22 protein-coding genes and 1 tRNA gene are annotated in these 25076 nt (G+C 72.4%); 6 read left to right on the top strand and 17 right to left on the bottom strand.

Features of this window, described 5'->3' with window-relative positions; translation table 11 throughout:
- Nucleotide 1: 1 nt before the first annotated feature.
- The 9 genes from FFT21_RS20100 to rpmE form a co-directional block, all read right to left on the bottom strand.
- On the bottom strand, nucleotides 2-259 hold the full coding sequence (locus FFT21_RS20100; RefSeq protein ID WP_137815455.1) for a F0F1 ATP synthase subunit C: 258 nt from the start codon (nucleotides 257-259) through the stop codon (nucleotides 2-4).
- A gap of 71 nt (nucleotides 260-330) precedes the next feature.
- On the bottom strand, nucleotides 331-1065 hold the full coding sequence (atpB, locus tag FFT21_RS20105) for a F0F1 ATP synthase subunit A (protein ID WP_137815456.1): 735 nt from the start codon (nucleotides 1063-1065) through the stop codon (nucleotides 331-333).
- Nucleotides 1062-1469 carry an ATP synthase subunit I gene (locus FFT21_RS20110; protein ID WP_192909649.1) on the bottom strand — a complete coding sequence of 136 codons (408 nt, stop codon included), beginning with the start codon at nucleotides 1467-1469 and terminating at the stop codon, nucleotides 1062-1064. Before FFT21_RS20110 ends, atpB begins: the two co-directional genes overlap by 4 nt.
- A 16-nt stretch (nucleotides 1470-1485) precedes the next feature.
- Entirely contained in the window at nucleotides 1486-1686 is a 201-nt protein-coding gene (locus tag FFT21_RS30745; RefSeq protein WP_137815458.1) for an AtpZ/AtpI family protein, read from the bottom strand.
- 473 nt (nucleotides 1687-2159) lie between these two features.
- Entirely contained in the window at nucleotides 2160-3329 is a 1170-nt protein-coding gene (locus FFT21_RS20120; protein ID WP_225978578.1) for a glycosyltransferase family 4 protein, read from the bottom strand.
- A 234-nt stretch (nucleotides 3330-3563) separates the two neighbouring features.
- On the bottom strand, nucleotides 3564-4214 hold the full coding sequence (locus tag FFT21_RS20125; RefSeq protein WP_137815460.1) for an L-threonylcarbamoyladenylate synthase: 651 nt from the start codon (nucleotides 4212-4214) through the stop codon (nucleotides 3564-3566).
- A gap of 69 nt (nucleotides 4215-4283) precedes the next feature.
- Complete coding sequence (prmC, locus tag FFT21_RS20130; protein WP_225978579.1) at nucleotides 4284-5183, bottom strand: peptide chain release factor N(5)-glutamine methyltransferase; 900 nt, start codon at nucleotides 5181-5183, stop codon at nucleotides 4284-4286.
- Nucleotides 5184-5189: 6 nt separating this feature from the next.
- Nucleotides 5190-6278: a peptide chain release factor 1 gene (gene prfA / locus FFT21_RS20135; RefSeq protein WP_137815461.1), complete on the bottom strand. Its 1089-nt coding sequence runs from the start codon at nucleotides 6276-6278 to the stop codon at nucleotides 5190-5192.
- A gap of 117 nt (nucleotides 6279-6395) precedes the next feature.
- The gene (gene rpmE, locus FFT21_RS20140) at nucleotides 6396-6617 is read right to left on the bottom strand and encodes a 50S ribosomal protein L31 (RefSeq protein WP_137815462.1); all 222 of its coding nucleotides are present in this window, start codon (nucleotides 6615-6617) and stop codon (nucleotides 6396-6398) included.
- Nucleotides 6618-6903: 286 nt separating this feature from the next.
- Here rpmE and FFT21_RS20145 point away from each other — a divergent pair, with 286 nt between their 5' ends.
- Entirely contained in the window at nucleotides 6904-7314 is a 411-nt protein-coding gene (locus FFT21_RS20145) for a hypothetical protein (RefSeq protein WP_137815463.1), read from the top strand.
- A gap of 59 nt (nucleotides 7315-7373) precedes the next feature.
- Here FFT21_RS20145 and rho read toward each other — a convergent pair whose 3' ends face one another.
- The 6 genes from rho to argS form a co-directional block, all read right to left on the bottom strand.
- On the bottom strand, nucleotides 7374-9440 hold the full coding sequence (gene rho, locus FFT21_RS20150; RefSeq protein ID WP_371856841.1) for a transcription termination factor Rho: 2067 nt from the start codon (nucleotides 9438-9440) through the stop codon (nucleotides 7374-7376).
- Between the two features lie 413 nt (nucleotides 9441-9853).
- Nucleotides 9854-10771: a homoserine kinase gene (gene thrB, locus FFT21_RS20155; protein WP_137815464.1), complete on the bottom strand. Its 918-nt coding sequence runs from the start codon at nucleotides 10769-10771 to the stop codon at nucleotides 9854-9856.
- A 112-nt stretch (nucleotides 10772-10883) separates the two neighbouring features.
- On the bottom strand, nucleotides 10884-11969 hold the full coding sequence (gene thrC / locus FFT21_RS20160; protein WP_137815465.1) for a threonine synthase: 1086 nt from the start codon (nucleotides 11967-11969) through the stop codon (nucleotides 10884-10886).
- On the bottom strand, nucleotides 11966-13273 hold the full coding sequence (locus tag FFT21_RS20165; RefSeq protein WP_137815466.1) for a homoserine dehydrogenase: 1308 nt from the start codon (nucleotides 13271-13273) through the stop codon (nucleotides 11966-11968). Before FFT21_RS20165 ends, thrC begins: the two co-directional genes overlap by 4 nt.
- Nucleotides 13270-14694, bottom strand: coding sequence for a diaminopimelate decarboxylase (gene lysA / locus FFT21_RS20170; RefSeq protein ID WP_137815467.1), 1425 nt, complete (start codon nucleotides 14692-14694; stop codon nucleotides 13270-13272). The genes FFT21_RS20165 and lysA overlap by 4 nt, the downstream gene beginning before the upstream one ends.
- Before the next feature lie 4 nt (nucleotides 14695-14698).
- On the bottom strand, nucleotides 14699-16363 hold the full coding sequence (gene argS / locus FFT21_RS20175; protein ID WP_137815468.1) for an arginine--tRNA ligase: 1665 nt from the start codon (nucleotides 16361-16363) through the stop codon (nucleotides 14699-14701).
- 264 nt (nucleotides 16364-16627) lie between these two features.
- On the opposite strand from argS, the gene FFT21_RS20180 reads away from it, so the two are divergent.
- The 3 genes from FFT21_RS20180 to FFT21_RS20190 all read left to right on the top strand — a co-directional run bounded on the left by FFT21_RS20180 (nucleotide 16628) and on the right by FFT21_RS20190 (nucleotide 20460).
- Complete coding sequence (locus FFT21_RS20180; RefSeq protein WP_137815469.1) at nucleotides 16628-17419, top strand: thioredoxin-like domain-containing protein; 792 nt, start codon at nucleotides 16628-16630, stop codon at nucleotides 17417-17419.
- Nucleotides 17409-18206 (top strand): DUF305 domain-containing protein, encoded by a 798-nt coding sequence (locus FFT21_RS20185; RefSeq protein WP_137815470.1) that lies wholly within the window; start codon nucleotides 17409-17411, stop codon nucleotides 18204-18206. Before FFT21_RS20180 ends, FFT21_RS20185 begins: the two co-directional genes overlap by 11 nt.
- A gap of 274 nt (nucleotides 18207-18480) precedes the next feature.
- Nucleotides 18481-20460 carry an acyl-CoA dehydrogenase family protein gene (locus tag FFT21_RS20190; RefSeq protein WP_137815471.1) on the top strand — a complete coding sequence of 660 codons (1980 nt, stop codon included), beginning with the start codon at nucleotides 18481-18483 and terminating at the stop codon, nucleotides 20458-20460.
- 341 nt (nucleotides 20461-20801) lie between these two features.
- Here FFT21_RS20190 and FFT21_RS20195 read toward each other — a convergent pair whose 3' ends face one another.
- On the bottom strand, nucleotides 20802-21965 hold the full coding sequence (locus tag FFT21_RS20195; protein WP_137815487.1) for an ROK family transcriptional regulator: 1164 nt from the start codon (nucleotides 21963-21965) through the stop codon (nucleotides 20802-20804).
- Nucleotides 21966-22115: 150 nt separating this feature from the next.
- Between FFT21_RS20195 and FFT21_RS20200 the strand changes: the two genes are divergently transcribed.
- Nucleotides 22116-23546, top strand: a complete 1431-nt coding sequence (locus FFT21_RS20200; protein ID WP_225978580.1) for an APC family permease — start codon at nucleotides 22116-22118, stop codon at nucleotides 23544-23546.
- Nucleotide 23547: 1 nt separating this feature from the next.
- On the opposite strand, the gene FFT21_RS20205 is transcribed toward FFT21_RS20200, so the two are convergent.
- Complete coding sequence (locus FFT21_RS20205; RefSeq protein ID WP_137815472.1) at nucleotides 23548-24471, bottom strand: cation diffusion facilitator family transporter; 924 nt, start codon at nucleotides 24469-24471, stop codon at nucleotides 23548-23550.
- A 210-nt stretch (nucleotides 24472-24681) separates the two neighbouring features.
- Between FFT21_RS20205 and FFT21_RS20210 the strand changes: the two genes are divergently transcribed.
- A tRNA-Arg gene (locus tag FFT21_RS20210) sits at nucleotides 24682-24753 on the top strand.
- Nucleotides 24754-25076 lie beyond the last annotated feature (323 nt).

A 25076-nucleotide genomic window follows, 5' to 3' on the forward strand; every position in this document is an offset into this window, starting at 1 on the left:
ATCACTTGCCGCCGAGGGAGAAGACGAACAGCGCCATGAAGGCGAGGTTGATGAAGTAGGCCGCCTCGACCAGACCGACGGTGATGAAGAACGGGGTGAACAGCCGGCCCTGCGCCTCCGGCTGCCGCGCGATGCCGGCGATGAACTGGCTACCCGCCAGACCGTCGCCGATACCCGCACCGATGGCACCGCCGCCAAGGATCAGGCCACCGCCCACCAAGGCCCCGGCCATCGTGATCGCGCTGTTGATGTCAGCCATGACTCTCCCTAACCTCGTCTCTCTAGCGTGAGAACGTTCTTCGGTTTTCCCCAAACGCACCGATCGGAAAATCAGTGCTCGTGTTTCTCCATGGCCTGACTGAAGTACAGAACCGTCAGGATGGCGAAAATGAAGGCCTGAATGAATCCGACGAACAGGTCGAAGGTCTTCCAGATCGCGTTGGGCGCCCACAGGATGTAGGCGGGGAACAGCGCGATCAGCGAGACCAGGATCGTGCCGGCGAAGATGTTGCCGAAAAGACGGAGTGACAGCGAGACCGGCTTCGCGATCTCCTCGATGATGTTGATCGGGGCGAGGAACGCGACGTGCCCCCGGACCAGTTGCGCCGCGTGCCTGCCCGGCCCGCGCCGGCGCGCTCCGGCCGCGTGGTACCAGACGAACACCAGCAGCGCGAGCGCGAAGGTGAAGTTCGTGTCCGAGGCCGGCGGCGGCAGGAAATCCTTGCCCGCGGCCTGCACCGGCAGCACGGACAGCCAGTTCGAGATCCAGATGAACAGGAACAGGCTCATCGCCAGCGGCACCACGAACGGCGCGATGGTGACGCCGATGGTGGCCTCCACCTGCCCGCGGATCCACTTGGTGACCGCCTCGAAGAACAGTTGCACGCCGCTGGGTACCCCGGAGGTGACCTTCGCACGCAGCGCGAACGCCAGCCCGATCAGGATCGCCGCGGCAACCACCGTCGCCAGGATGGTGTCCACGTTGAACGTCATCCCGAGGAACTCGGCGGTCGGGTGCTGCCCGACCTCGATGTTGCCCTCGGCGGCGAGAACCCGGTCACTCATTGCTGACGAAGCTCCTTCACGACCGTTCCGGCGGTGTTGGCGGTAATGATCAGTTGGAAGAGGGCGAGCCCGACGAACACACCCATGCCCTCCGGCCGCACCAGGATGGCGATCAGCAGCGCGATCGCCGTGATCACGGCCAGCCGACCGAGCGCGGACAGCGCCAGTGCCCGCTTGCTGGGATTCTCGCTGATCGTCACACGGGACACCGACCGCTGCACGAGCAGGGTGTTGACCAGGCCGAGCGCGAGCCCCACGGTTCCGAACACGCCCGCGAGGATGTGGCCGAGCACGCCGGAAACGACCAGCCCCAGGACCGCGAAGGCGCCCGCCACCAGCAGCGGGCGGCGGAGGTTCAGGACCTTGCCGGCGGGGATGGTCGATACAGCGTCTGCGGCTGACACGGCTGCCCCTCGATGTCTACAGGAACTTCCGGAACTGTACGTACGAGTAGAGGCAGGCGGAGGCAATACCCACCGCGAGCCCCACGAACACAAAAACTGGAGAGGTATGGGCGCGGCCGTCAATGAACCAGCCAAGGACCGAGCACCCGACGACCAGAACCACGACGGCCGATCCCAAACCGATCAACTGGACCGGGCTCGGTGGTTTTTGCGCCACGACCGGCCTACCAGGGGGCTACCAACGCGCGTCGATCATTCAAGCGCTGCTCCTTGTCGGTCGATACGTCGGCGAAGGTACGAGACGTACCCGAACCTCCCACCGGCGCGGGCCGGCATCCCCGCGGTCCATTGCGGGGATGCCGCGGACGCTACCACAGGGTAGTTGCACCCCTTCACAAGGGCCTGACCTGCGGGCTCTTGCGCGGGGTACGGCGTGCTTCCGGACATAACGTACATGGTCATGCGGTCACCGCGACAGGGACCTCGCGATGTTCGCGGACAGCGTCACAAACGGACGAACCCGGCGTCGATTACCCCCGAGGTAGCCGCTCGGCGCGACCGGACTACTCCGCGAGTCCGCGGGCCGGGCGCGGCGGCTGCACGGGTGCCGCGACCTGGCGTACTCGCGGTTCCGTCGTTGTGAGTCCGCACACACGCCTGGTGTGACCACCGCCACGCGCCGCACACCGATCAGGTCCTCAGCCGGGGGATCAGCGACACCAGCAGCGCCAGGCCGAGGCCGATGCCGACCACCCAGCCGACCACGGTGACGTCGGTGAACAGGGTCAGCGCCACCGCGCCGAAGGCGAGCACCCCGGCCCACAGGTAGATCAGCAGCACCGCGCGCCGCTGCGAGTGGCCGAGTTCCAGCAGCCGGTGGTGCAGGTGCATCTTGTCCGCCGCGAAGGGGCTGAGCCCCTTCCGGGTCCGTCGCACCACGGCGAGCATCAGGTCCAGCATCGGGACGAACAGCACGGCGGCGGCCACCAGCAGCGGGGAGAGCAGGGCGAGCAGGTCGCGCGGGCCGTAGCCGACGTAGCTGAGCCGGCCGGACGCCGAGGTGCTGGCCGCGGCCAGCATCAGCCCGATGAGCATCGACCCGGAGTCGCCCATGAACAGCCGGGCCGGCTGGAAGTTGTGCGGCAGGAAGCCCAGGCACGCCCCGGCCAGGGTGGCCGCGATCAGCGCCGGCGGGTAGGCGTTCACGTCGCCGCCGGTGTCGCCGAGCAGGCCGAGCGAGAAGGCCAGGGTGGCGCTGGCCGAGATCAGCCCGATGCCGGCGGCCAGCCCGTCCAGGCCGTCGACGAAGTTCATCGCGTTCACCATGGTGACCACCAGCAGCACGGTGATCAGCGCGCCCTGGTTCTGGTCCAGCACGAGCACCGAGCCCAAGCTGCCGTTCTGCCCCGCCCAGGGCACCCAGAACATGAACCACTGCAGGCCGAAGAGCACCAGGATGCCGGCCGCGGTGGTCTGCCCGGCGAACTTGGTCAGCGAGTCCAGTTCGAACCGGTCGTCCAGCGCGCCTATCAGGGTGATCACCGCGCCGGCCACCAGCACCGCGACCGGGTCCCAGGAGAAGGTGAACGCGTTGCGCAGCACCGGAAGCTGGTGCGCCAGCAGGGTGCCGCAGACCACCCCGCCGTACATGGCGACGCCGCCCATCCGGGGCATCGGGGCCACGTGCACGTCCCGCTGCCGGGGATAGGCCACCGCGCCGACCCGGATGGCCAGCAGCCGGATCAGCCCGGTGAGCAGGAAGGTCACCGTTGCGGAGATCAGGAGGACGAGCAGGTACTCGCGGACCGGGAGCAGGCCGCCCGGGGCGCCCGGAACCGAGGTGGGCGCGGGGCCCACCATGCCAGGGCCCACCATGTCAGGCGCGCCCCTGGTCCGATCGGAGGCGCGCCGCGCGGGCGTTCGACCGTACGGCCATGCCGGCCATCTCCCGGAACGGGCTGCTCACTTCGCGTTGACTCCAATTTCCGCGATCTCCCGCGACCGCGATCGTGCCGCCAGGGCCGTGGCACCGGAGAGCAGCGCACGCGTCCCGGTCGCGTCGGTGTGCCCAACGCTACCGCGCGGTTACTCCGGCTAGCGCGCCACCTCGAGCTCGGTGCCGAGCACCTCGGCCAGCGCCGCGGTGCTCACCTCTCCCTCGCGCAGCACCACCGGCTTCGCCCCGGTGAGGTCGACGATGGTGGACGGCACCCGGTCGCCGGAGGGACCGCCGTCCAGGTAGACGGTTACCAGGTCGCCGAGTTGCTCCCGCGCCTCGCCGGCGGTGGTCGCCGGCGGATGGCCGGACCGGTTCGCGCTGGACACCGCCATCGGGCCGACCTCGCGGAGCAGTTCCAGCGCGACCGGGTGCAGCGGCATGCGCAGCATCACGGTGCCCCGGGTCTCGCCGAGGTCCCACGCCAACGACGGCGCGTGCGCCAGCACGATGGACAGCCCACCCGGCCAGAACGCCTCGATCAGCGACCGGGCCCGGCTGGGTACCGACATGGTCAGGCCGTCCACGGTGGACCAGGAGCCGACCAGCACCGGCACTGGCATGTCCGGCCCGCGCCCCTTGGCGGCCAGCAGCGAGCGCACCGCGTTCGCGTCGAAGGCGTCACAGCCGATCCCGTACACCGTGTCGGTCGGCAGCACCACGAGACCACCGGAACGCACCGCGCCGGCGGCCGCGGCCAGGCCGGCCTCCCGGGTGTCGTTGCGGCTGCAGTCGTACATCGTGCTCACGGGCATAGATCCTGGCACCCCCGCATTGAGCGGGCTGAACGGGGGTTTGCGGGCTCCCGAGACGGCCGTTCAGCCCGCTGAATGCGGGGTCTGGGTGCGCCGCAGGTGCGCGGTGGCGAACCGGGGCCGGCCGGCCAGATCGGCGTGGTCGGTGACCTCGGTGAAGGCGCCGTGGCTGGCGAGCAGCGCCGGCACCGCCTCGCCGTGGCCGTCGTCGTGCTCGATGCCCACCGCGCCGCCGGGCCGCAGCAGCCGGGCCGCGCGGTCGACCACGTCGCGGATCACCGCGAGGCCGCCGTCTCCGGCGAACACCGCGTGCTCCGGGTCGTGCTCGGCGACCTCGGGCGGCACCGCGGTGCCCTCCGGCACGTACGGCGGGTTGCACAGCAGCAGGTCGACCATGCCGGCCAGGTCGGCGAGCAGGTCGGGATCGGCCACGTCGCCGGCGTGCAGCCGGATCCGGGAGTCGCCGGCGGCGGCCCGGATGTTGGCATTGCGCCGGGCCCAGGCCAGCGCGGCCGGGTCCCGCTCCACGGCGTGCACCTCGGCGTCCGGCCGGGCGTTGGCCACCGCCAGGCCGAGCACCCCCGATCCAGTGCACAGGTCCACCACCACCGGCCGGCGCACACCCTGCAGCTCGGCCAGCCCCCAGGCGAACAGCAGCTCCGTCTCCGGGCGGGGCACGAACACCCCGGGGCCGACGGCCACGCAGATGCCGCCCATGGCGGCCCAGCCGGTGAGGTGCTGCAGCGGCACCCGCTCGGCGCGGCGGCGGACCAGCCGGCGCAGCTCGTCCGCGGCGACCGGGTCGATCTCGGTGACCAGCGGCAGCCGGGTGCGTGGCACGCCGAGCACGTGCGCGGCGAGCAGCTCGGCGTCCGCGCGGGGGCTGGCCACCCCGGCATCGGCGAGCACCCGCTCGGCCTCGCGCACCGCCGCGCGCAGTGGTTGCGCCTCCGCGCCAGCCACCGGCCGTCAGCTCCCGGCGGTACCGGCGGTGGCCAGCCGGTCCGCCCGGTCCGCGGCGATCAGCGCCTCCAGCACGCCGTCCAGGTCCCCGTCGAGCACCTGGTCGAGGTTGTACGCCTTGTAGTTGACCCGGTGGTCGGAGATCCGGTTCTCTGGGAAGTTGTAGGTGCGCACCCGCTCCGAGCGGTCCACCGTGCGGACCTGGCTGCGCCGCGCGTCCGCGGCCTGCCGGGCCGCCTCCTCCTCGGCCAGCGCCTGCAACCGGGCCCGCAGCACGTGCATCGCCCTGGCCCGGTTCTGCAACTGGCTGCGCTCGTTCTGGCAGGACACCACGATGCCGGTGGGCAGGTGGGTGATGCGCACCGCGGAGTCGGTGGTGTTCACGCTCTGCCCGCCGTGGCCGGAGGACCGGAACACGTCGATACGCAGGTCCTTCTCGTCCACGTCGACCTCGACCTCGTCCGGCTCCGGGTAGACCAGCACGCCGGCGGCGGAGGTGTGGATGCGGCCCTGCGACTCGGTCACCGGCACCCGCTGCACCCGGTGCACGCCGCCCTCGAACTTCAGCCGGGCCCACACCCCCTCGGGCCCGTCCGGTCTGCCCTTCACGGCCAGCGTGACGTCCTTGTACCCGCCCAGCCCGGACTCGGTGGCGTCGAGCACCTCGGCCTGCCAGCCGCGGCGTTCGGCGTAGCGCAGGTACATGCGCAGCAGGTCGCCGGCGAACAGCGCCGACTCCTCGCCGCCCTCGCCAGACTTGATCTCCATGACCACGTCCGAGGCGTCGTGCGGGTCGCGCGGCAGCAGCAGCTCGGTGAGCCGCCGCTCGAGCGGCGGGATCTTCTCGGCCAGCGCGGTGGCCTCGGCGGCGAAGGCCGGGTCCTCCTCGGCGAGTTCCCGGGCCGCGGCCAGGTCGGCGCGGACCTCGTCCAGCTCGCGCGCGGCGCGGGCGATCGGGCTGAGCTCGGCGTAACGGCGGCCGAGCCGGCGCGCGAGGCCCTGGTCGGCGTGGATCGCCGGGTCGGCGAGCCTGCTTTCCAGCTCGGCGTGCTCGGCGAGCAGCGTGTCGAGCGAGTCAGGGGCGGGACGGGTCACGGGTGCTCCGATAGGGATTCACGACGACGGTACCGAAAAAGGCGGCGGCGCCCGAACCGGCGCCGTGCGCGACCGGTCGGGCGCCGCCGGGGCGAGTACTCGCTCCGCCCTACGCCGCTACTTGTTCTTCTTGGGGCGCCTGCCGTAACGCGCCTCGAACCGGGCCACCCGGCCACCGGTGTCCAGAATCTTCTGCTTGCCGGTGTAGAAGGGGTGGCAGTTCGAGCAGACCTCGACGTGGATCACGCCGGTCTTCTTGGTGCTGCGGGTGGTGAACGTGTTGCCGCAGCCGCAGGTCACCTCGGTGACCACGTAGTCGGGGTGGATACCGCTCTTCACCGTGTGTCGTCCTCTCCTCGTGGCCGCCGGGTCCCCGAGCCTTGCCTGCGGGGTGAACCGGTGCCGGACTCGACCATCCAGTGTGCCAGATGCGTCGCCGCCGGCAGGAACGCGTCCGGTTTCCGATTGTTCCGTGCCCGCCCGACGGCGCCGCAGGCGGCCCGCGGGTGCTTGCCGGCTGCCGTCCGGCGCGCGAAACGAACCTTCCGGCGCGGGAAAGGACCCGCCCGCCGCTCCGCTTTCGTTACCGAACGGTAGCGGTGATGACGCAAACGACACTGGGCCCGTGCTGTGCCTGGCGCGCCGGGTGCCGGCGCTGATGTGGTTCGCCGTGCCGCTGCTGTTCGTGGCCGGCGTGCTGGGCCTCACCGGCCTGGGTGTGCTGGTCACCGGCGCCGTCCGGGAGCCGCTGCAGCTGTCCGGCACGCTGTGCGGTGCGGCCGCCGCGGTGACCTTCGCCACCGGCGACGCGGTGTCCTGGCCGGGCGGCGGCCGACCGTGGCGCTGGGTGCGCCGGCTGTACCCGCTGGCCGTGCTGCTCGGCGGGGTGGCCGTGGACGGGGTGCGGCTGCCGGTCGTGCCGGCGGTGGTGGTCGGCCTCGGCGCGCTGGCACTCGTCGGCGCGATGGTCGTCCGCTACCGCGACCGGCCGGAGCCGGTGACGGACGAGCCGCCGTACCTCGCCGTGCGCCGGTAGCCGCTGCTCACGCGCGGATGGGCCCCACCGGTGCTCGGCGGGGCCCATCCGCGTCGGCGCTACTCCTCGCTGCCGCCGTTGTTGTTCGGTCCCGGGGTGGTCTTGGCCACCTGCATCAGGAACTCGATGTTGGTGCGCGTCTTGCGCAGCCGGTCCAGCAGCAGGTCGATGGCCTGCTGGCTGTCCAGCGCGTGCAGCACCCGGCGGAGCTTGTGGGTCACCGCCAACTCGTCCGGGGAGAGCAGCAGCTCCTCCTTACGGGTGCCGGACTGGTCGACGTCGACCGCGGGGAACACCCGCTTGTCGGCGATCTTGCGGTCCAGCTTGAGCTCGGCGTTGCCGGTGCCCTTGAACTCCTCGAAGATCACCGTGTCCATCGTGGACCCGGTCTCCACCAGCGCGGTGGCGAAGATGGTCAGCGAACCGCCGTTCTCGATGTTGCGGGCCGCGCCGAGGAACCGCTTCGGCGGGTACAGCGCGGTGGAGTCCACACCACCGGAGAGAATCCGGCCGGACGCCGGTGCGGCCAGGTTGTAGGCCCGGCCGAGCCGGGTGATCGAGTCGAGCAGCACGACCACGTCGTGCCCCATCTCGACCAGCCGCTTGGCTCGCTCGATGGACAGCTCGGCGACCGTGGTGTGGTCCGACGGCGGGCGGTCGAAGGTGGAGGCGATGATCTCGCCCTTCACCGACCGCTGCATGTCGGTGACCTCTTCCGGCCGCTCGTCCACCAGCACGACCATCAGGTAGCACTCGGGGTTGTTCCTGGTCACGCCGTTGGCGATGGCCTGGAGCACCGAGGTCTTGCCGGCCTTCGGCGGGGAGACGATCAGCGCCCGCTGCCCCTTGCCGACCGGCATGACCAGGTCGATGACCCGGGTGGTCAGCCCGTTCGGGTCGGTCTCCAGCCGCAGCCGCTCGTTCGGGTACAGCGGGGTCAGCTTGTGGAACTCGGGACGGCTCTTGGCCGCCTCCGGCTCCAGGCCGTTCACCGTGTCCACCCGGACCAGCGGGTTGAACTTCTGCCGCTGCTGCTCGCCCTCGCGGGGCTGGCGGACCACACCGGTGATCGTGTCGCCCCGGCGCAGCCCGTACTTGCGGACCAGCGACAGCGAGACGTAGACGTCGTTCGGCCCGGCCAGGTAGCCGGAGGTGCGCACGAACGCGTAGTTCTCCAGGACGTCGAGGATGCCCGCGACGGGCAGCAACACGTCGTCCTCGCGGATCTCGGTGTCGCCGCCGCCCTCGCCGCGGCCTCCGCGGCGCCGGCGGTCCCGGAACCGGCGACCGCGCCTGCGGCCGCCCTCCTCCTCGTCGTCGCCGTTGCCCTGGCGGTTGCCCTGCTGGCGGTCGTTCTGCTGCTGGCGCTCGCCACCCTGGCGGTTGCTCTCGCCGCGGTTGCCCTGGTTGCCCTCGGCGCCGCCCTGGCCGCCGCTCTGACCGTCGCCCTGGTCGGCGTCCGGGCCGCCGGCCGGCCGGTTGGCCGAGCGGCGCCGGCGGCCACCACGGCGGCCGCCGTCCTCGCCCTGCGGCTTCTCCCCGCCGGGCTTGTCCCCACGCTGCTCGGAGCCCCGGTCGTCGCCGGCCCGCTCCCCGCCGGCCTGCTGCGGCTTCTCCGCCGGCCGCTCGGTGCTGGCGGCCTCGCCGCTGGCCTGCGCGGCACCGCCGCGGGACGGCTGGTCACCGCCCAGTTCGAGCTGGTGGGCGGGCCGCTCCGCCGGGTCGACGGTCGCCGTGGCGGTAGGCGCGGGGGCACTGCTCTGCGCCTCGGCGGCCTCGGCGGCCTTCGGCGGCGTCGCGGCGTTGCCCCGACCGGAGGTACCGCCCTGCCGCTCCTTGATCGCGGCGATGAGGTCGCCCTTGCGCATACCCGCGGTTCCGGTGATGCCGAGCTGGCTGGCGAGCTCCCGCAGCTCGGCGAGCACCATGCCGGACAGTCCGGCACGCCGGCGCGGCGAGCCGCCGTTGGACTGGGTGGTCAGCGCGTTCTCCTCGGCGTCGGGGCGGGGCTGTGGCGCTTCGCCGCTCGACTCGGTACGCGATGACTCAGGCTGGTCACTGCCAGTCTGATCAGCGCGATCGGCGGCGGGCACCGCGTCGCTGCTCAGTAGATCGGTATTGCTCACGCATGTCCTTCCTTACCGGTCCACGCCTCCTACGCGGACCAGCGGACTGCCGTCCGACGGGACGCGGAACGGCGTTCTTCGCCCAGGTTGGCGGATCTCCGGCGAGATATGAAGCTGATACGACGGGAACCGCCGACACGAGACGGTCGGCCACCGCGGCGATCGGGTGCCCGCCAGCGTCGGCCCCGCCCTGACGGCGCGGAGTCGGCTCTCAGCAGGAGATGCGACCCGGGAGGATTCCCCAGGAACGGCACCGGGCGCCCGTGCGCGCGGTGACTGATCTGTTCCGAGCGTAGACGGCGCCGGTGCCTGGTGCAACAACCGGCTTCGTCACGCCGCACCTGGAACAACCCCGCCGACCTCGTGTTTGTTCCCGTGCTCGGGCACGGAATGGCCGCCGGCCCAGGATATGATCAGCCTATCGGCTGGACCCGGACCCCCTCCCGGTCGACGGGCAGCCGGTGCACGGTGAACCCGTCGGCCGCGACCGCGGCGGGCGGCTCGCCGTCCGGGGGCAGCGCGAGCACGGTGGGGCCCGCACCGGACACCGCGGCCGGCACCCCGGCCGCCCGCAACGCCGCCACCAGCCGGATCGTCTCCGGCCACGCCGGTTCCCGATAGCTCTGGTGCAGCCGGTCCTCGGTTGCCGGAAGCAGCAGGTCGGGCCGCTGGGTGAGGGCGTGCACGGCGAGCGCGGCACGGCTCGCGGCGAACGCCGCGTCGGCGTGCGGCACCTGATCGGGCAGCAGGCCGCGGGTGACCGGCGTGGCCGACTCGGTGGCCGGCACGTACACGACTGGCGCGAGATCGGGGTGCGGCTCCAGCCGGGTGGCGTGAAAGCGCTTCCGGACCCCGGTGCCAATCCCGTCGGCCGCCTCCGACCAGGCCACCACCAGGCCGCCGAGCAGGCTTGCAGCGGCGTTGTCCGCGTGCCCCTCGAAGCCGGCGGCGAGCTGCAGCGCCTCGTCATCCGGGTCGCGGCCGGCCAGCGCGTACCCGGCGACCACGCCGGCCACCGCGGCCGCCGCCGAGGAACCAAGTCCCCGCGAGTGGGGGATGGTGTTGTGGCAGCGCAGCGCCAGGCCTGCGGGGCGCGCCCCGGTCGCCTCGCACGCGGCCCGCAGGGCGCGCACGACCAGGTGTTTCTCGTCCAGCGGCACCCGCCCGGCGCCCTCACCGGTCACCTCCACGGTCAGCCCGCCGCCGGTGACCTCGACCTCGACCTCGTCGTGGCGGGCCAGCGCCATGCCCAGCGCGTCAAAACCCGAGCCGAGGTTGGCGGTGGACGCGGGCACGCGCACCCACACGCACCGGTGCACCACGCCGGTCATCCGCACACCCCGACGGTTGGGTGTGTTATTGGCCACATGCCCCCCGGCGTGCCGTACCGGCACACCGGCGGACCGGCCGGGCGGGGGCCGGTAACGACCACGGCGCCGCGGATCACACCAGCTCCAGCGCGCTGGCCACCGCGTTCGGGTCGACCGGCAGCGGCTCGACCTCGACCATGCCGTCCAGCGCGGTGGCCGGGTCCTTCAGGCCGTGCCCGGTCACCGTGCAGACCACCAGCGAACCGGCCGGCAGCCGGCCGTCCGCGGCGGCGAGCAGCAGGCCGGCGACGCTCGCCGCGGACGCCGGCTCCACGAACACGCCCTCCCGGCTGGCCAGCAACCGGTACGCGGCCAGGATCTGCTCGTCGGTGACCGCCTCGAACAGGCCGTCGGAGGCGTCCCTGGCGGCCACCGCGGTCCCCCACGAGGCCGGGCTGCCGATCCGGATCGCGGTGGCGATGGTCTCCGGGTGGGACACCGGCGCGCCGTGCACCAGCGGCGCGGCGCCGGCGGCCTGGATGCCGAACATCCGCGGCGCGGAGTCGATCACGCCGTCGGAGAGGTACTCGGTGTAGCCCTTCCAGTAGGCGGTGATGTTGCCCGCGTTGCCGACCGGCAGGACGTGCACGTCCGGGGCGCGGCCGAGCACGTCGCACACCTCGAACGCGGCGGTCTTCTGCCCCTCGATCCGGATCGGGTTGACCGAGTTGACCAGGGTGATCGGGTAGCCGGCCGCGGTCTTACGGGCCAGTTCCAGGCAGTCGTCGAAGTTGCCGTCGATCTGCAGGATGCGGCAGCCGTGCACCACCGCCTGGGCCAGCTTGCCCATGGCGATCTTGCCGCGCGGCACCAGCACCGCGCAGGTCAACCCGGCCCTGGCGGCGTAGGCCGCGGCCGACGCCGACGTGTTGCCGGTGGACGCGCAGATCACCGCCCTGGACCCGGCGGCCAGCGCGTGGGTGATGGCGGTGGTCATGCCACGGTCCTTGAACGACCCGGTGGGATTGGCGCCCTCCACCTTGAGCAGCACGCGGCAGCCGGTCAGCTCGCTCAGATGCCGCGCCTCGACCAGCGGGGTGCCACCCTCCTGAAGTGTCACCACCTCGACGTCGGCGGTGAACGGCAGCCGATCCCGGTAGACGTGGATGATGCCCGGCCAGCCGGGCCGGACGGCCGCCTCGGCCCGTACCTGGCTCACGGTTCCGCTCCCTCCACCCGCATCACACTCACCACCTCGCGCACGATCGGCAGCCCGGCGATCTTGTCCACCGTGGACCGCAGCGCCGCGTCGGGCGCGGTGTGCGTGACGATCACCAGGCTGGCGTCGGCGGACCGCCCCTCCTGGCGCACCGCGGCGATGCTCACGTCGTGCTCGGCGAACACCGCGGCCACCTGGGCGAGCACGCCGGGCCGGTCGGCGACGTCCAGGCTGACGTGATACCGGGTGCGGGCCTCGCCCATCGGCCGCACCGGCAGGTCGGCGTAGGCGGACTCGCGCGGCCCGCGCCCGCCGACCACCCGGTTGCGAGCCACCGCGACCAGGTCGCCCAGCACCGCGCTGGCGGTGGGCGCGCCGCCGGCGCCCTGCCCGTAGAACATCAGCTGCCCAGCCGCCTCCGCCTCGACGAACACCGCGTTGAACGCGCCGCCGACGCCGGCCAGCGGGTGGCTGCGCGGGATCATCGCCGGGTGCACGCGGACGGACACCGACTCCTCGCCGTTCTCGGTCACCCGCTCGCAGATGGCCAGCAGCTTCACCGTGCGACCCAGCGCCCTGGCCGCGGCCACGTCCGCTGCGGTGATCCCGGCGATGCCCTCCCGGTGCACGTCCGCCGAGGTGACCCGGGTGTGGAAGGCCAGCGAGGCGAGGATGGCGGCCTTGGACGCGGCGTCGTAGCCGTCCACGTCCGCGGTCGGGTCGGCCTCGGCGTAGCCGAGCCGGGTGGCCTCGTCCAGCGTCTCGCCGTACGCGGCGCCGGTGGCGTCCATCGCGGACAGGATGTAGTTGGTGGTGCCGTTGACGATGCCCATGACCCGGGTGATCCGGTCCCCGGCCAGCGACTCGCGCAGCGGTCGCAGCAGCGGGATCGCGCCGGCCACCGCCGCCTCGAAGTAGAGGTCCGCGCCGGACGCGTCGGCCGCGGCGAACAGTTCCGCGCCGCACTCGGCGAGCAGCGCCTTGTTCGCGGTGACCACGGACCGGCCCGCGGACAGCGCCTTGAGCAGCAGCGTCCTGGTCGGCTCGATGCCGCCGATCACCTCGACGACGACGTCCACGCCGTCGTCGGTGACCAGCCCGTCGACGTCGGTGGTGAGCAGGTCGGCCGGCACGTCCCGGTGCCGGTTCGGCCGGCGCACCGCGATGCCGGCCAGCTCGACCGGCGCGCCCACCCGCGCGGCCAGGTCGTCTGCCTGCTCGTGCAGCAGCCTGGCCACCTCGGAACCCACCGTGCCGCAGCCCAGCAGGGCCACCCTCACGGGTTTCGTGCGTGACACCGTCATGGACACTCCAGCCGGAACAGGTCGTCCTCGGTCTCCCGGCGCAGCAGCAGCCGCGACTGGCCGTCGCGGACCGCGACCACCGCCGGCCGGGGCAGCCGGTTGTAGCCGCTGGCCATCGAGTAGCAGTAGGCGCCGGTCACCGGTACCGCGAGCAGGTCGCCGGGGGCGATGTCGGCCGGCAGCCAGCAGTCCTGCACCAGCACGTCGCCGGACTCGCAGTGCTTGCCGACCACCCGGCACAGCGCCGCACCCACACCGTCCTCTGTGGACCGCGAGACCAGCCGGCAGTCGTAGACGGCGCTGTACAGCGCGCTGCGGATGTTGTCGCTCATCCCGCCGTCCACGCTGACGTAGGTGCGGCGCAGGCCGTGGCCGAGCGCGACCTCCTTGACGGTGCCCACCTCGTACACGGTGACCGTGCCGGGGCCGGCGATGGCCCGGCCCGGTTCCACCGCGATCGCCGGCACCGGCAGGCCGGCCTGGGCGCACTCCTTGCCGACGATGGCGTGCAGCTGCTCGGCGAGCTGCGCGGGCGGCAGCGGGTCGTCGTCCGCGGTGTAGGCGACGCCCAGCCCGCCGCCGAGGTCCACGGTGGACACCTCGGCGAGGGCGTCGCCGTACTCCTCCCGCAGGCTGGCCAGCAGCCCGATCACCCGGTGCGCGGCCACCTCGAAGCCGTCCGTGTCGAAGATCTGCGAGCCGATGTGGCTGTGCAGGCCGACCAGCCGCAGCCCCTCCGCCTTGAGCACCCGGCGCACCGCCTCGGCGGCGTCCCCGGAGGCCAGGGAGAACCCGAACTTCTGGTCCTCGTGCGCGGTGGCGATGAACTCGTGGGTGTGCGCCTCGACGCCGACGGTGACCCGCACCATCACCGGCTGCCGGACGCCGCGGTCCCTGGCGAGCTGGTCCAGCCGGGCGATCTCCAGGAACGAGTCGAGCACGATCGCGCCGACCCCGGCGTCCAGCGCGGCGGACAGCTCGGCCAGCGACTTGTTGTTGCCGTGCATGGCGATCCGCTCGGCGGGGAAACCGGCGCGCAGCGCGACGGCCAGCTCACCGCCGCTGCACACGTCCAGGCTCAGCCCCTCCTCGTGCACCCAGCGGGCCACGGCCACGGAGAGGAACGCCTTGGACGCGTAGTGCACCAGCGCCGGGTCGCCGAACGCCTCGGCGTACTCCCGGCAGCGGGCGCGGAAGTCGTCCTCGTCCATGACGAACAGCGGGGTGCCGTACCGCTCGGCCAGCTCGCGCACATCCGCCCCGGCGAAGCGGACCACGCCGTCCGCGGCGCGCTGGCAGTTGCGCGGCCACACGTGGGGGTGCAGCGCGTCCAGCTCGTCCGGTGTGGACGGTCGGGGGCCGGCGGTGTTGCTCGGCAGGATCACGTCGGCGTGCCGGGGTCCGGCGGGGTGGGCTCGCATGGTGCTACATCCGTTCCGGCGCGCCGACCCCGAGCAGGCCCAGCCCGTTGGCCAGCACCTGCCTGGCGGCCGCGCACAGCGCGAGCCGCGCGGCGGTCAGCGGCGTCGCCTCCTCGTCGCCCTGCGGCAGCACCCGGCAGGAGTCGTAGAACTTGTGGTAGGCGCTGGCCAGCTCCTCCAGGTAGCGGGCCACCCGGTGCGGCTCGCGCAGCTCGGCCGCGGTGCCGACCACCCTCGGGTACTCGCCGATGGTGCGGATCAGGTCGCCCTCCCGGTCGTGGGTGAGCAGCCCGTAGTCGACGCCGCCGGCGGCCGTGGGCACCTCGACACCCAACTCGGCGGCGTTGCGCAGCAGCGAGGCCAGCCGGGCGTGCGCGTACTGCACGTAGAACACCGGGTTCTCGTTCGTGCGCCTGCTCCACAGGTCCAGGTCGATGTCCAGGGTGGCATCCACGCTGGACCGGACCAGCGCGTAGCGGGCCGCGTCCACGCCGACGGCCTCCACCAGGTCGTCCAGGGTGATCACGGTGCCGGCCCGCTTGCTCATCCGCACCGGCCTGCCGTCCCGCACCAGGTTCACCATCTGACCGATCAGCACCTCGACGGTGTTCGGGTCGTCACCCAGCGCGGCCGCCGCCGCCTTGAGCCGGCCGATGTAGCCGTGATGGTCCGCGCCGAGCATGTAGATACACAGGTCGAAGCCGCGGGCCCGCTTGTCCTTGAAGTAGGCGATATCCCCGGCGATGTAGGCGGGCTGGCCGTCGCTCTTGATCACCGGCCGGTCCTTGTCGTCGCCGAACTCGGTGGAGCGCAGCCACCACGCGCCCTCGTGGAAGTACAGGTTGCCGGAGGCCTTCAGTTCCTCGACGGCGGCGTCCACGGCGCCCGAGGTGTGCAGCGAGTCCTCGTGGAAGTACACGTCGAAGTCGGTGCGGAAGTCGTGCAGCGTCTGCTTGATGTGGTCGAACATCAGGCCGACGCCGACCCGGCGGAACACCTCGTGCTGCTCGCCGGCCGGGCGGGAGAGCACGTCCGGCTCGCGGCGCAGCACCTCGGCGGCGATGTCGGCGACGTAGTCCCCGGCGTAGCCGTCCTCCGGCGCGGGCTTGCCCTCGGCCGCGGCGACCAGCGACCGGACGAACCGGTCGATCTGCGCCCCCGCGTCGTTGAAGTAGTACTCCCTGGTCACCGCGGCGCCGCGGGCGGCGAGAATGCGGCCGAGCGCGTCGCCGACCGCGGCCCAGCGGGTGCCGCCGATGTGGATCGGGCCGGTCGGGTTCGCGGAGACGAACTCCAGGTTGATCCGGCGGCCGGCCAACTCGTCGCCGCGCCCGTAGCCGTCGCCGGCGGCCAGCACCTCACGCACGATGGCGCCCTGGGCGTCGGCGGCCAGCCGCAGGTTGAGGAAGCCCGGCCCGGCCACCTCGGCCTCGGCGATGGCGTCCTGGGCGGCCAGCGCCTCCGCCAGCCAGCCGGCCAGCTCGCGCGGGGCCACGCCGAGCCGCTTGGCGCTCTGCAGGGCCAGGTTGGTCGCGTAGTCGCCGTGCTCGGGATTGCGGGGTCGCTCGACCGTCACCGCGTCCGGCAGCGCGGCGGTGTCCAGCCCTCGGGCGGACAGCACGTCGACGGCGGTGGCACGAACCAGGTCAGCGAGCGCGGCGGGGGTCACTCGTTGAAGTCTAGGGATGCGTATGCGCTGATCCCGAGCGGGTTAATGTTCCCGGAGGGTGGGACACCGGGGTGCCCAGCGGTGTTACTTCGGCGGTGCTCCCCGCTCCCCGCCGCCTCGGCGGGAAAGAGTGCCTCGGCGGTGCTGCCCGCCGCCTCGGCGGGCCGGCCGCGAGCTTGACCGGCAGCAGACACGCTCTCCTTACACTGACCCCCGTTCGGGCGACCCCCGGGCGGATGGCGGCGACGGGAGACCGAGACGGGCATGGCCGGCGGCAGACAGACCAGAGGCAAGCAGCGCGCGGCGGGCGCGGGACGCCGGGCGCGGTCGTCCGCCTCCGCGCTCACCGGCAGGCAGCGGCCGTGGGGCATGGTGATCGCGGTGCTGGCGGTGCTCGCCCTGGCCGGCGGGGTGTTCGGCTACGCCTACACCCAGCTCTCCGCGAAGAACGCGAAGCAGGCGGCAATGGCCAGGTGGCTCCCGTCGGAGACCAACAAGGACCCGTCCACCCAGATCCCCGGCGTGGTGAAACGGGACTACCCGGCCGGCAAGCACGTCACCGCCGCCCAGCGGGTGGCCTACGACGCCAGCCCGCCGTTCGGCGGCCCGCACGACGGCAACTGGGCGGCATGCACCGGCACCGTGTACCGGACCGCGGTGCGCAACGAGAACATGGTGCACGCACTGGAGCACGGTGCGGTGTGGATCGCCTACAACCCGGACCAGGTCACCGGGGCGGCGCTGGACACACTCAAACAGAAGGTCGCCGGCCAGCAGTTCACCATGCTGTCGCCCTATCCCGGGCTGGACCGGCCGATCTCCGTGCAGTCCTGGGGGCACCAGCTCAAGCTGGACAGCGCCACCGACCCTCGGCTGGACGAGTTCGTCCAGTCGCTGCGGCAGAACCGGTACACCACCCCGGAGATCGGTGCCTCCTGCGACGCGCTCGGCCCCGGCCAGTTCGATCCGGACAACCCGCCACCGTTCGACCCGTCCCGGTCCGGTCCGGACGCGGTGCCGATGAGCGGCGGGCAGGAGGCCAACAATGGCCGGTGACCGCCCTGCCGAGCCCGCCGCCGACCCCGCCGCTGGCCAGGCTGCCGGGGCGACTGCCGACCCGGCGACGGAGCCGGGCGAGCCCACCGATCCGGGCGAGCCGGAGGAACCGCCGGGTACCCCGCAGTGGGTGCGCACCGCGGTGGTCGCAGCGGCCGTGCTCGCCGTGCTGCTGCTCGGCGCGGCCACCGGGCTGCTGATCGGGCTGCCCCGCTCCGGCGGCGACGTGCCCCCGGCGAACTCGGTGGACGTCGGCTTCGCCCAGGACATGGCCCTGCACCACCAGCAGGCGGTGCAGATGGCCAACACCGCCAGGGAGAAGACCACCAACTCGGAGATCAAGCAGCTGGCCTTCGACATCGAGTCCACCCAGCTCGAGCAGGTCGGCCGGATGGCGGGCTGGTTGATGCTGTGGGGCCAGCCCGAGCAGAACCCGGGCACCCACCTGGCCTGGATGACGGGCGCGGCGAGCGTGCACCAGCACGGCGCGCCCGCCCCTTCCACGGGCGCGGTCGCGGACAGCGACCACATGCCGGGCATGGCCAGCGAGGACGAGTTGGGCCGGCTGCGCTCGCTGTCCGGGCAGGAGTTCGACGTCTACTTCCTGCAGCTCATGTTGCGGCACCACGAGGGCGGCACGCCGATGGCCCAGTACGCCGCCCAGCACGCCAGCGTGCCCGCGGTGCGCACGCTGGCCGACAACATCGTGCGGGCGCAGAGCAACGAGGCCGCCACGATCCGCCAGCTCCTCGCCGAGCGGGGTGCGACACCGCTGCCCCCGCAGTAGGCCCTGTCCGCGCCTGTTCTGAGAACGCGCGCCGCGATCGTGTCGCCGGGGCTCACAGTGACCGGGCATGCCGCTGTTCGGCCTGGTGGCTCGCCCCACCCCACGATCACTGGGGCTTCGCCCCGGCGCCCTCCCAAAATCAGCGTCGCAGATCAGTCCGGCTCCGGAACAGGCTGTCAGTAGATCCCGCCGGTACCGCCGGCCGAGTGACTCGACCTGCAAAAGTTACCCGCCGGTATTAGCGTTGATGCCCCGACGTCTAAGGGGGTCAGCGATGACCGCAGCAGATCCGGCCCGGGGTGGCGAGCCCCCCGACGCGGGCCGTGCAGCGCGAACCGGCGGCGAGGTCACCGAGCGCGAGGCCAGGCAGGTCGCCGAGGCCGCCAGGGAGACGGCGTGGCGGCGGCCGAGTTTCGGCAAGGAACTCTTCCTCGGCCGGTTCCGGCTCGACCTGGTGCACCCGTTCCCGCAGGGTGGCGACGAGGAGTCGCGCGGCAAGGGCGCGGAGTTCCTCCGCAGGCTGCGCAAGTTCTGTGAGACCGAGGTGGACGGCGAGCGCATCGAGCGGGAGAGCCGGATCCCGGACGAGGTGTTCCGGGGTCTGAAGGAACTCGGCGCGCTCGGCATGAAGATCGACGAGTCGTACGGCGGCCTGGGGCTGTCGCAGGTCGACTACAACCGCGCCCTGATGCTGGCCGCCTCGGCCCACCCGTCGCTGGGCGCGCTGCTGTCCGCGCACCAGTCCATCGGGGTGCCCGAGCCGCTGAAGCTGGCCGGCACCGAGGAGCAGAAGCAGAAGTACCTGCCCCGCTGCGCGCGCACCGACATCAGCGCCTTCCTGCTCACCGAGCCGGACGTGGGCAGTGACCCGGCGCGGCTGTCGGCCACCGCGACGCCCACCGACGACGGCAAGGCCTACCTCATCGACGGCGTCAAGTTGTGGACCACCAACGGCGTGATCGCCGACCTGCTGGTGGTGATGGCCCGGGTGCCCCGCGGTGACGGCCACCGCGGCGGTATCACCACGTTCGTCGTCGAGGCGGACTCCCCCGGGATCACCGTGGAGAACCGCAACGCGTTCATGGGCCTGCGCGGCATCGAGAACGGGGTGACCAGGTTCGACCAGGTCCGGGTGCCGGTGGAGAACCGGATCGGCGAGGAGGGCCACGGCCTGCGGATCGCCCTGACCACGCTGAACACCGGCCGGCTGGCGCTGCCCGCGATGTGCGCCGGGGCCGCCAAGTGGTGTCTGAAGGTCGCCCGCGAGTGGTCCGCGGAGCGGGTGCAGTGGGGCCGGCCGGTCGGCGAGCACGAGGCGGTGTCCAGCAAGGTCGCCTACATCGCCGCGACGGCGTTCGCGCTGGAGGCGGTGCTCGACCTGTCCGGTGAGCTGGCCGACGCGGGAAGCCACGACATCCGGATCGAGGCGGCGCTGGCCAAGCTGTACGGGTCGGAGATGGCCTGGCGGGTGGCCGACGAGCTGGTGCAGATCCGCGGCGGCCGGGGCTACGAGACGGCCGCCTCGCTGGCCGCGCGGGGCGAGCGCGGGGTGCCGGCCGAGCAGATGCTCCGCGACCTGCGGATCAACCGGATCTTCGAGGGCTCCAGCGAGATCATGCGGCTGCTGATCGCCCGCGAGGCGGTGGACGCGCACCTCGCCGTCGCCGGTGACCTCATCGAGCCCGAGGCCGACCTGCGCCGCAAGGCCCGCGCCGCGACGAAGGCGGGCGGTTTCTACGCGAAATGGCTGCCCGGCCTGGTGGTCGGCGCCGGGCAGGTGCCCCGGTGGTACGCGGAGTTCGGGCCGCTGGACACCCACCTACGCTTCGTCGAGCGGGCCAGCCGCCGGCTGGCCAGGCAGACCTTCTACGCCATGTCGCGCTGGCAGGCCAAGCTGGAGCGCAAGCAGGGCTTCCTCGGCCGGGTGGTGGACATCGGCGCGGAGCTGTTCGCGATGAGCGCGAGCTGCGTCCAGGCCGAACGGATCCGCGCCGGGGACGCCGAGCGGGGCGGCACCGCCTACGAGCTGGCCGACGCGTTCTGCCAGCAGGCCCGGCTACGGGTGAACGAGCTGTTCGACCGGCTGTGGACGAACACCGACGGCAACGATTCACGGCTGGCCCGCAACGTGCTGGCCGGCCGGTACACCTGGCTGGAGGACGGGGTGCTGGACCCGTCGATCCCGGGCCCGTGGATCGCGGAGCACCACACCGGCCCGTCCACCAAACCGAACGTGCACCGGAAGATCACCTGACCGGGCCGGGGTGCTGGCGGCTGGGCGCTCCCGCCGCCCGACGAGTCCGCGTGCCGTGGCTCGCGCACTCGTCGCGCGACGGACGTTTCGATCGGGTTCCGTTGCACACGGGGCAGGTGGTTGCGGGCGCGGCACCTGCCCCGTGCACCGGAAGGGGAATGTCCCCCTCCCGGCTCCCCTAACAACGGAAGGACACAACACCCTCCAGGTGGAGGTGCTGGTAACGCTAAGCCACAGAACCCTCCGATGGACTTAGCACAATCGGGTGAAACGCTACGGGGACATTCGCGATTACCTAGCGTTGCGTGTTCGTCGCCACCCTGTGAATTACTCCGAATGGCTCAATTCCCGTTGTCTGGACGGTCGAAGACGAGATCACGCGCGGTGCCCAACGCGGTGGCGATGGCGCCCACCAGCACCGCGTCCGCACCCAGCTCACCCGGCACGATGCGGGGCGCGAACGGGGTGCTCCGGCGCAGCGCCCGTTCCAGTGGTTCCTGGAGCAGGTCGGTGTTGCTGCCGATACCGCCGCCGAGCACGACCAGTTCCGGGTCCAGCACGGCGGCCACCGAGGCGACCACGAAAGCCAGCCGCGCCGCCTCCTCCTCCACGGCCCGCAGCGCGGCCGGCTCGCCGGCCCTGGCCAGCCGGAAGACCTCCCGTGCGGTGCGCACCCGGGTCAGCCCGTTGGCCGCGGCCAGCGCCACCACGGACCGGGCCGCGGCCGCGGACTCGAGCATGCCCTGCGGTGGCGGCCCGGAGTCGGCGCCGGGTAGCCCGGTGGCCGGCCACCCGTAAGGCAGGTAGCCGACCTCGCCGGCGGCGCCATGGCCACCGCGGAACAGCCGCCCGTTGACCACGATGCCCATGCCGATGCCGGTCCCCACGGTGATGCAGGCGAACACGTCCACACCGCGGGCCGCGCCGGCCTCCCGCTCGCCGACCGCGGTGAGGTTCGCGTCGTTCTCCACCACCAGCCCCGGACCGAGCACCGCCTCCAACTCGTCCAGCAGGCCACGGCGCCCCCAGCCGGGCAGGTTCGGCGCGTGGTGCAGCACCCGGCCGCTGGTGTCCGGCACGCCCGGGCTGCCCACCACGGTGGACACCACGTCCTGCGGCCGGAGGCCGGCCCTGTCGAGGGTGCGCTCGGCGAACTCCCGCACGGTGCGCACCAGCGCGGCCGCCGAGCGGCAGCGGTTGCGCTCGGTGAGCCGGCCCACCACGGTGCCGGCGAGATCGGCCACGGCTAGCCTGATCCGCTCGCGGCCGATGTCCACGCCGAGCACGTGCCCGGCCGCCGGGTTCGCCTCGTAGACCACGGCCGCCCGGCCAGGCCCGGCCGAGGACCGTCCGGCCGGGCGCACCAGCCCCCGGCGCTCCAGATCGGAGAGGGCCTGCCCGACGGTCGGCTTGGACAGCCCGGTGTCCCTGGCGACCTGCGGGCGGGTGGCCGGGCCGCCGGTCCGCAGCCGATGCAGCACGGCACGCTGGTTCAGTTCCCGCATGCCCGCCGGTGTCCCGACCTGTGGCGCCTTCCCCACCGTCACCCTCAGCCTGCCTTCACCTCGTGCGCACCGGAGTCTACGTGCGGAGTATTCCGCTACCGCCCTTCCTATGTTAGGAAGCTTTCCTAACATAGGAAGGGCGGTACGGCCGTGTCCCCACACTCCGCAGGCCCCGCGCAGCCCGGCTCGGCCCGGCTGGAGCGCCGCATCGGTCCGATCCAGGCGACGGCGATCAACATGACCCAGATGTGCGGGATCGGCCCGTTCGTCACCATCCCGGCGATGGTCGCCACCATGGGCGGCCCGCAGGCGGTGTTCGGGTGGCTGGTGGGCGCGCTGCTGGCCATGGCGGACGGCCTGGTGTGGGCCGAGTTGGGCGCCGCGATGCCCGGCGCCGGCGGTACCTACGTCTACCTCCGCGAGGCGTTCCAGTACCGCACCGGGCGGCTCATGCCGTTCCTGTTCGCCTGGACGGCGATGCTGTTCATCCCGCTGATCATGTCCACCGGCGTGATCGGCCTGGTGTCCTACCTCGGCTACCTGGTGCCCGGGGTGGTGGACGCGAGCGGGCAGGCGACCGTGCTGGGCCACGCGATCGGCATCGGCGTGGTCGCACTGGTCGTGCTGCTGCTGTACCGGAAGATCGCCGAGATCGGCCGGATGACCACGGTGTTCTTCGTGGTGATGCTGGTCTCCGCGGTCGCCGTGATCGTGGCCGCGTACGCACACTTCCACGCCGACCTGGCGTTCGGCTACCCGGCCGGCGCGTTCGCGCTCGGCGGGCCGTTCTGGACCGGGCTGGGCGCCGGCCTGGTCATCGCGATCTACGACTACCTCGGCTACAACACCAGCGCGTACCTCGGCGCGGAGGTGCGCGACCCGGGCCGGACGCTGCCCCGGTCCATCGGGCTGGCCATTCTCGGGATCATGGTGCTCTACCTGCTGCTCCAGCTCGGCGTGCTGGGCGCGGTGCCGTGGCAGGAGGTCGCCAAGTCCAGCTCGGTCGCGTCGCTGGTGGTGGAGCGGTCCTGGGGGGTGGCCGCCGCCCGGGTGCTCACCGTGTTCATCGTGGTGACCGCGTTCGCCTCAGTGTTCGCCGGCCTGCTCGGCGGGTCCCGGGTGCCGTATGAGGCGGCGCGGGACCGGCTGTTCCTGCCGTGGTTCGGCCGGCTGCACCCGCGGCTGCACTTCCCGCACGTCGCGTTGCTGGCCATGGGCGTGATCACGGCGATCGGCTCGCTGTTCCCGCTGCAGGCGGTGATCAGCATGTTGACCGCGGTCTTCGTCATCGTGCAGTCCGTGGCACAGGTGGTCGCGCTGATCGTGCTGCGCCGCCGGCAACCCGACCTGGTGCGCCCGTACCGGCAGTGGCTGTATCCGCTGCCCTGCCTGGTCGCGCTGGCCGGTTGGGCCTATGTGTACGTCTCGTCCGGCGGCCAGCAGATCCTGCTGTCGCTGGGGTGGCTGGTGCTGGGCGTGCTGGCGTTCCTGGTGTGGGCGCGAGTGGAACGCACCTGGCCGTTCGGCGTGCGGGAGGTACGGGAGAGCTTCCGCACCGGCGCGACGCCCGAACCGGTATGAGCTACCAGGACAGTTCCCGGCAGCGGGCCGCCGTGTCCCGCGACTCCACCTGCAGCGTCGCATGCTCGATGCGGTACCGCTCGGCGAGCAGCCGCTGCGCGGCCCGCAGCACGCAGTCCTGGTCCACCCCAGGGGGCACGGTGAGATGCGCCGAGGCCACCTCCATGCCCGGGGTCAGCGTCCACACGTGCAGGTCGTGCACCTCGGCCACGCCGTCCACCCGGCCCAGGTCACCGGCCAGCGCGTGCACGTCCAGCCGCTCGGGCGCGTGCTGGAACAGGATCCGCAGCGCGTGCCGGGCGAGCTGCCAGGTGCGCGGCAGCACCCACAGGCCGATCGCCACGCCGACGATCGGGTCGGCGTACCGCCAGCCGAACGCCAGCGTGACCGCACCGCTTGCCACCACGCCGAGCGAGCCCACCAGGTCGGAGAGCACCTCCAGGTAGGCGCCGCGCAGGTTCAGGCTCTCCTCGGCGCCCCGGCGGAGCATCAGGAACGACGCCAGGTTGGCCAGCACCCCGACCAGCGCGGTGGCCAGCACCGGCAGGCCCGGCACCTCCGTCGGCCGGGCGAACCGCTCGGCCGCGGTCACGATCACGTAGCCGGCCACGCCGAACAGCAGCACCGCGTTGGCCAGCGCGGCCAGCACCTCGGCCCGGTACACCCCGAACGTGCGGTTCGGCCCGGTGCCGGCACGCCGGGCGAACACCACGGCGGCGAGCGCCATGGCGAGCCCGAGCACGTCGGTCAGCAGGTGCGCGGCGTCGGAGAGCAGCGCCAGCGAGGACGTGGCCAGCCCGACGATCGCCTCGATCGCCAGCACCGCGACGCCGAGACCCAGCGCCGCCCACAGCCGGCCGACGTGGCGAGCCGACGCACTGGCGGCGCGGTCCCCCGGAACGCCATGCCCGTGACCGTGCCCCATCAGGCCTTCCTCCGCACCTGGCCGCCCCTTCCGCTCCGTGCCTGTTTCGCCGCCGACCCCGCCAACGTATAGTCACATGCGCATGAGTGCAACCTGGCCGTTCCGGCATGATGGGCCCGCCCGCCGCGGCCCGCCCGCGAGGGGTATGTCAACACGGTCCTACCGGGCTGCTAAGCTTCATCCCGTCGCCCGGACATCGGGTGAACCAGGGCCCCCGTAGCTCAGGGGATAGAGCACCGCCCTCCGGAGGCGGGAGCGCAGGTTCGAATCCTGCCGGGGGCACTCAATTGGTCAAGCGTTTTTGCAGGTCAAGCTCACCATCCGACGGTAGCGATATATCGCTGCAGTCCAAAATGCCTGGTCGAGGCGCACAGGTTCGAACCCTCCGGGGTACGGGAGTCGAAGCCACGCTGCGGTCCAGCCCACGCCAGGATCCGCACCCGCCGACTGCTGCCAACGATTCTCGTCTCGGAAAGCGCAGGTCATCCATGAAGGGGTGGGGCCGGTCAAGCCTTGATGGTGCGTGGGGCAGCCCTTGTTTTGCCCGGCTTCCGGCTTGCTGGGGGCAGGCGCGCAGAAGGTGTCGGGGTCCAGGCTGGCCGTAG

Origin of the sequence: Gandjariella thermophila, assembly GCF_005405885.1 — a bacterium.
Lineage (GTDB): Bacteria > Actinomycetota > Actinomycetes > Mycobacteriales > Pseudonocardiaceae > Gandjariella > Gandjariella thermophila.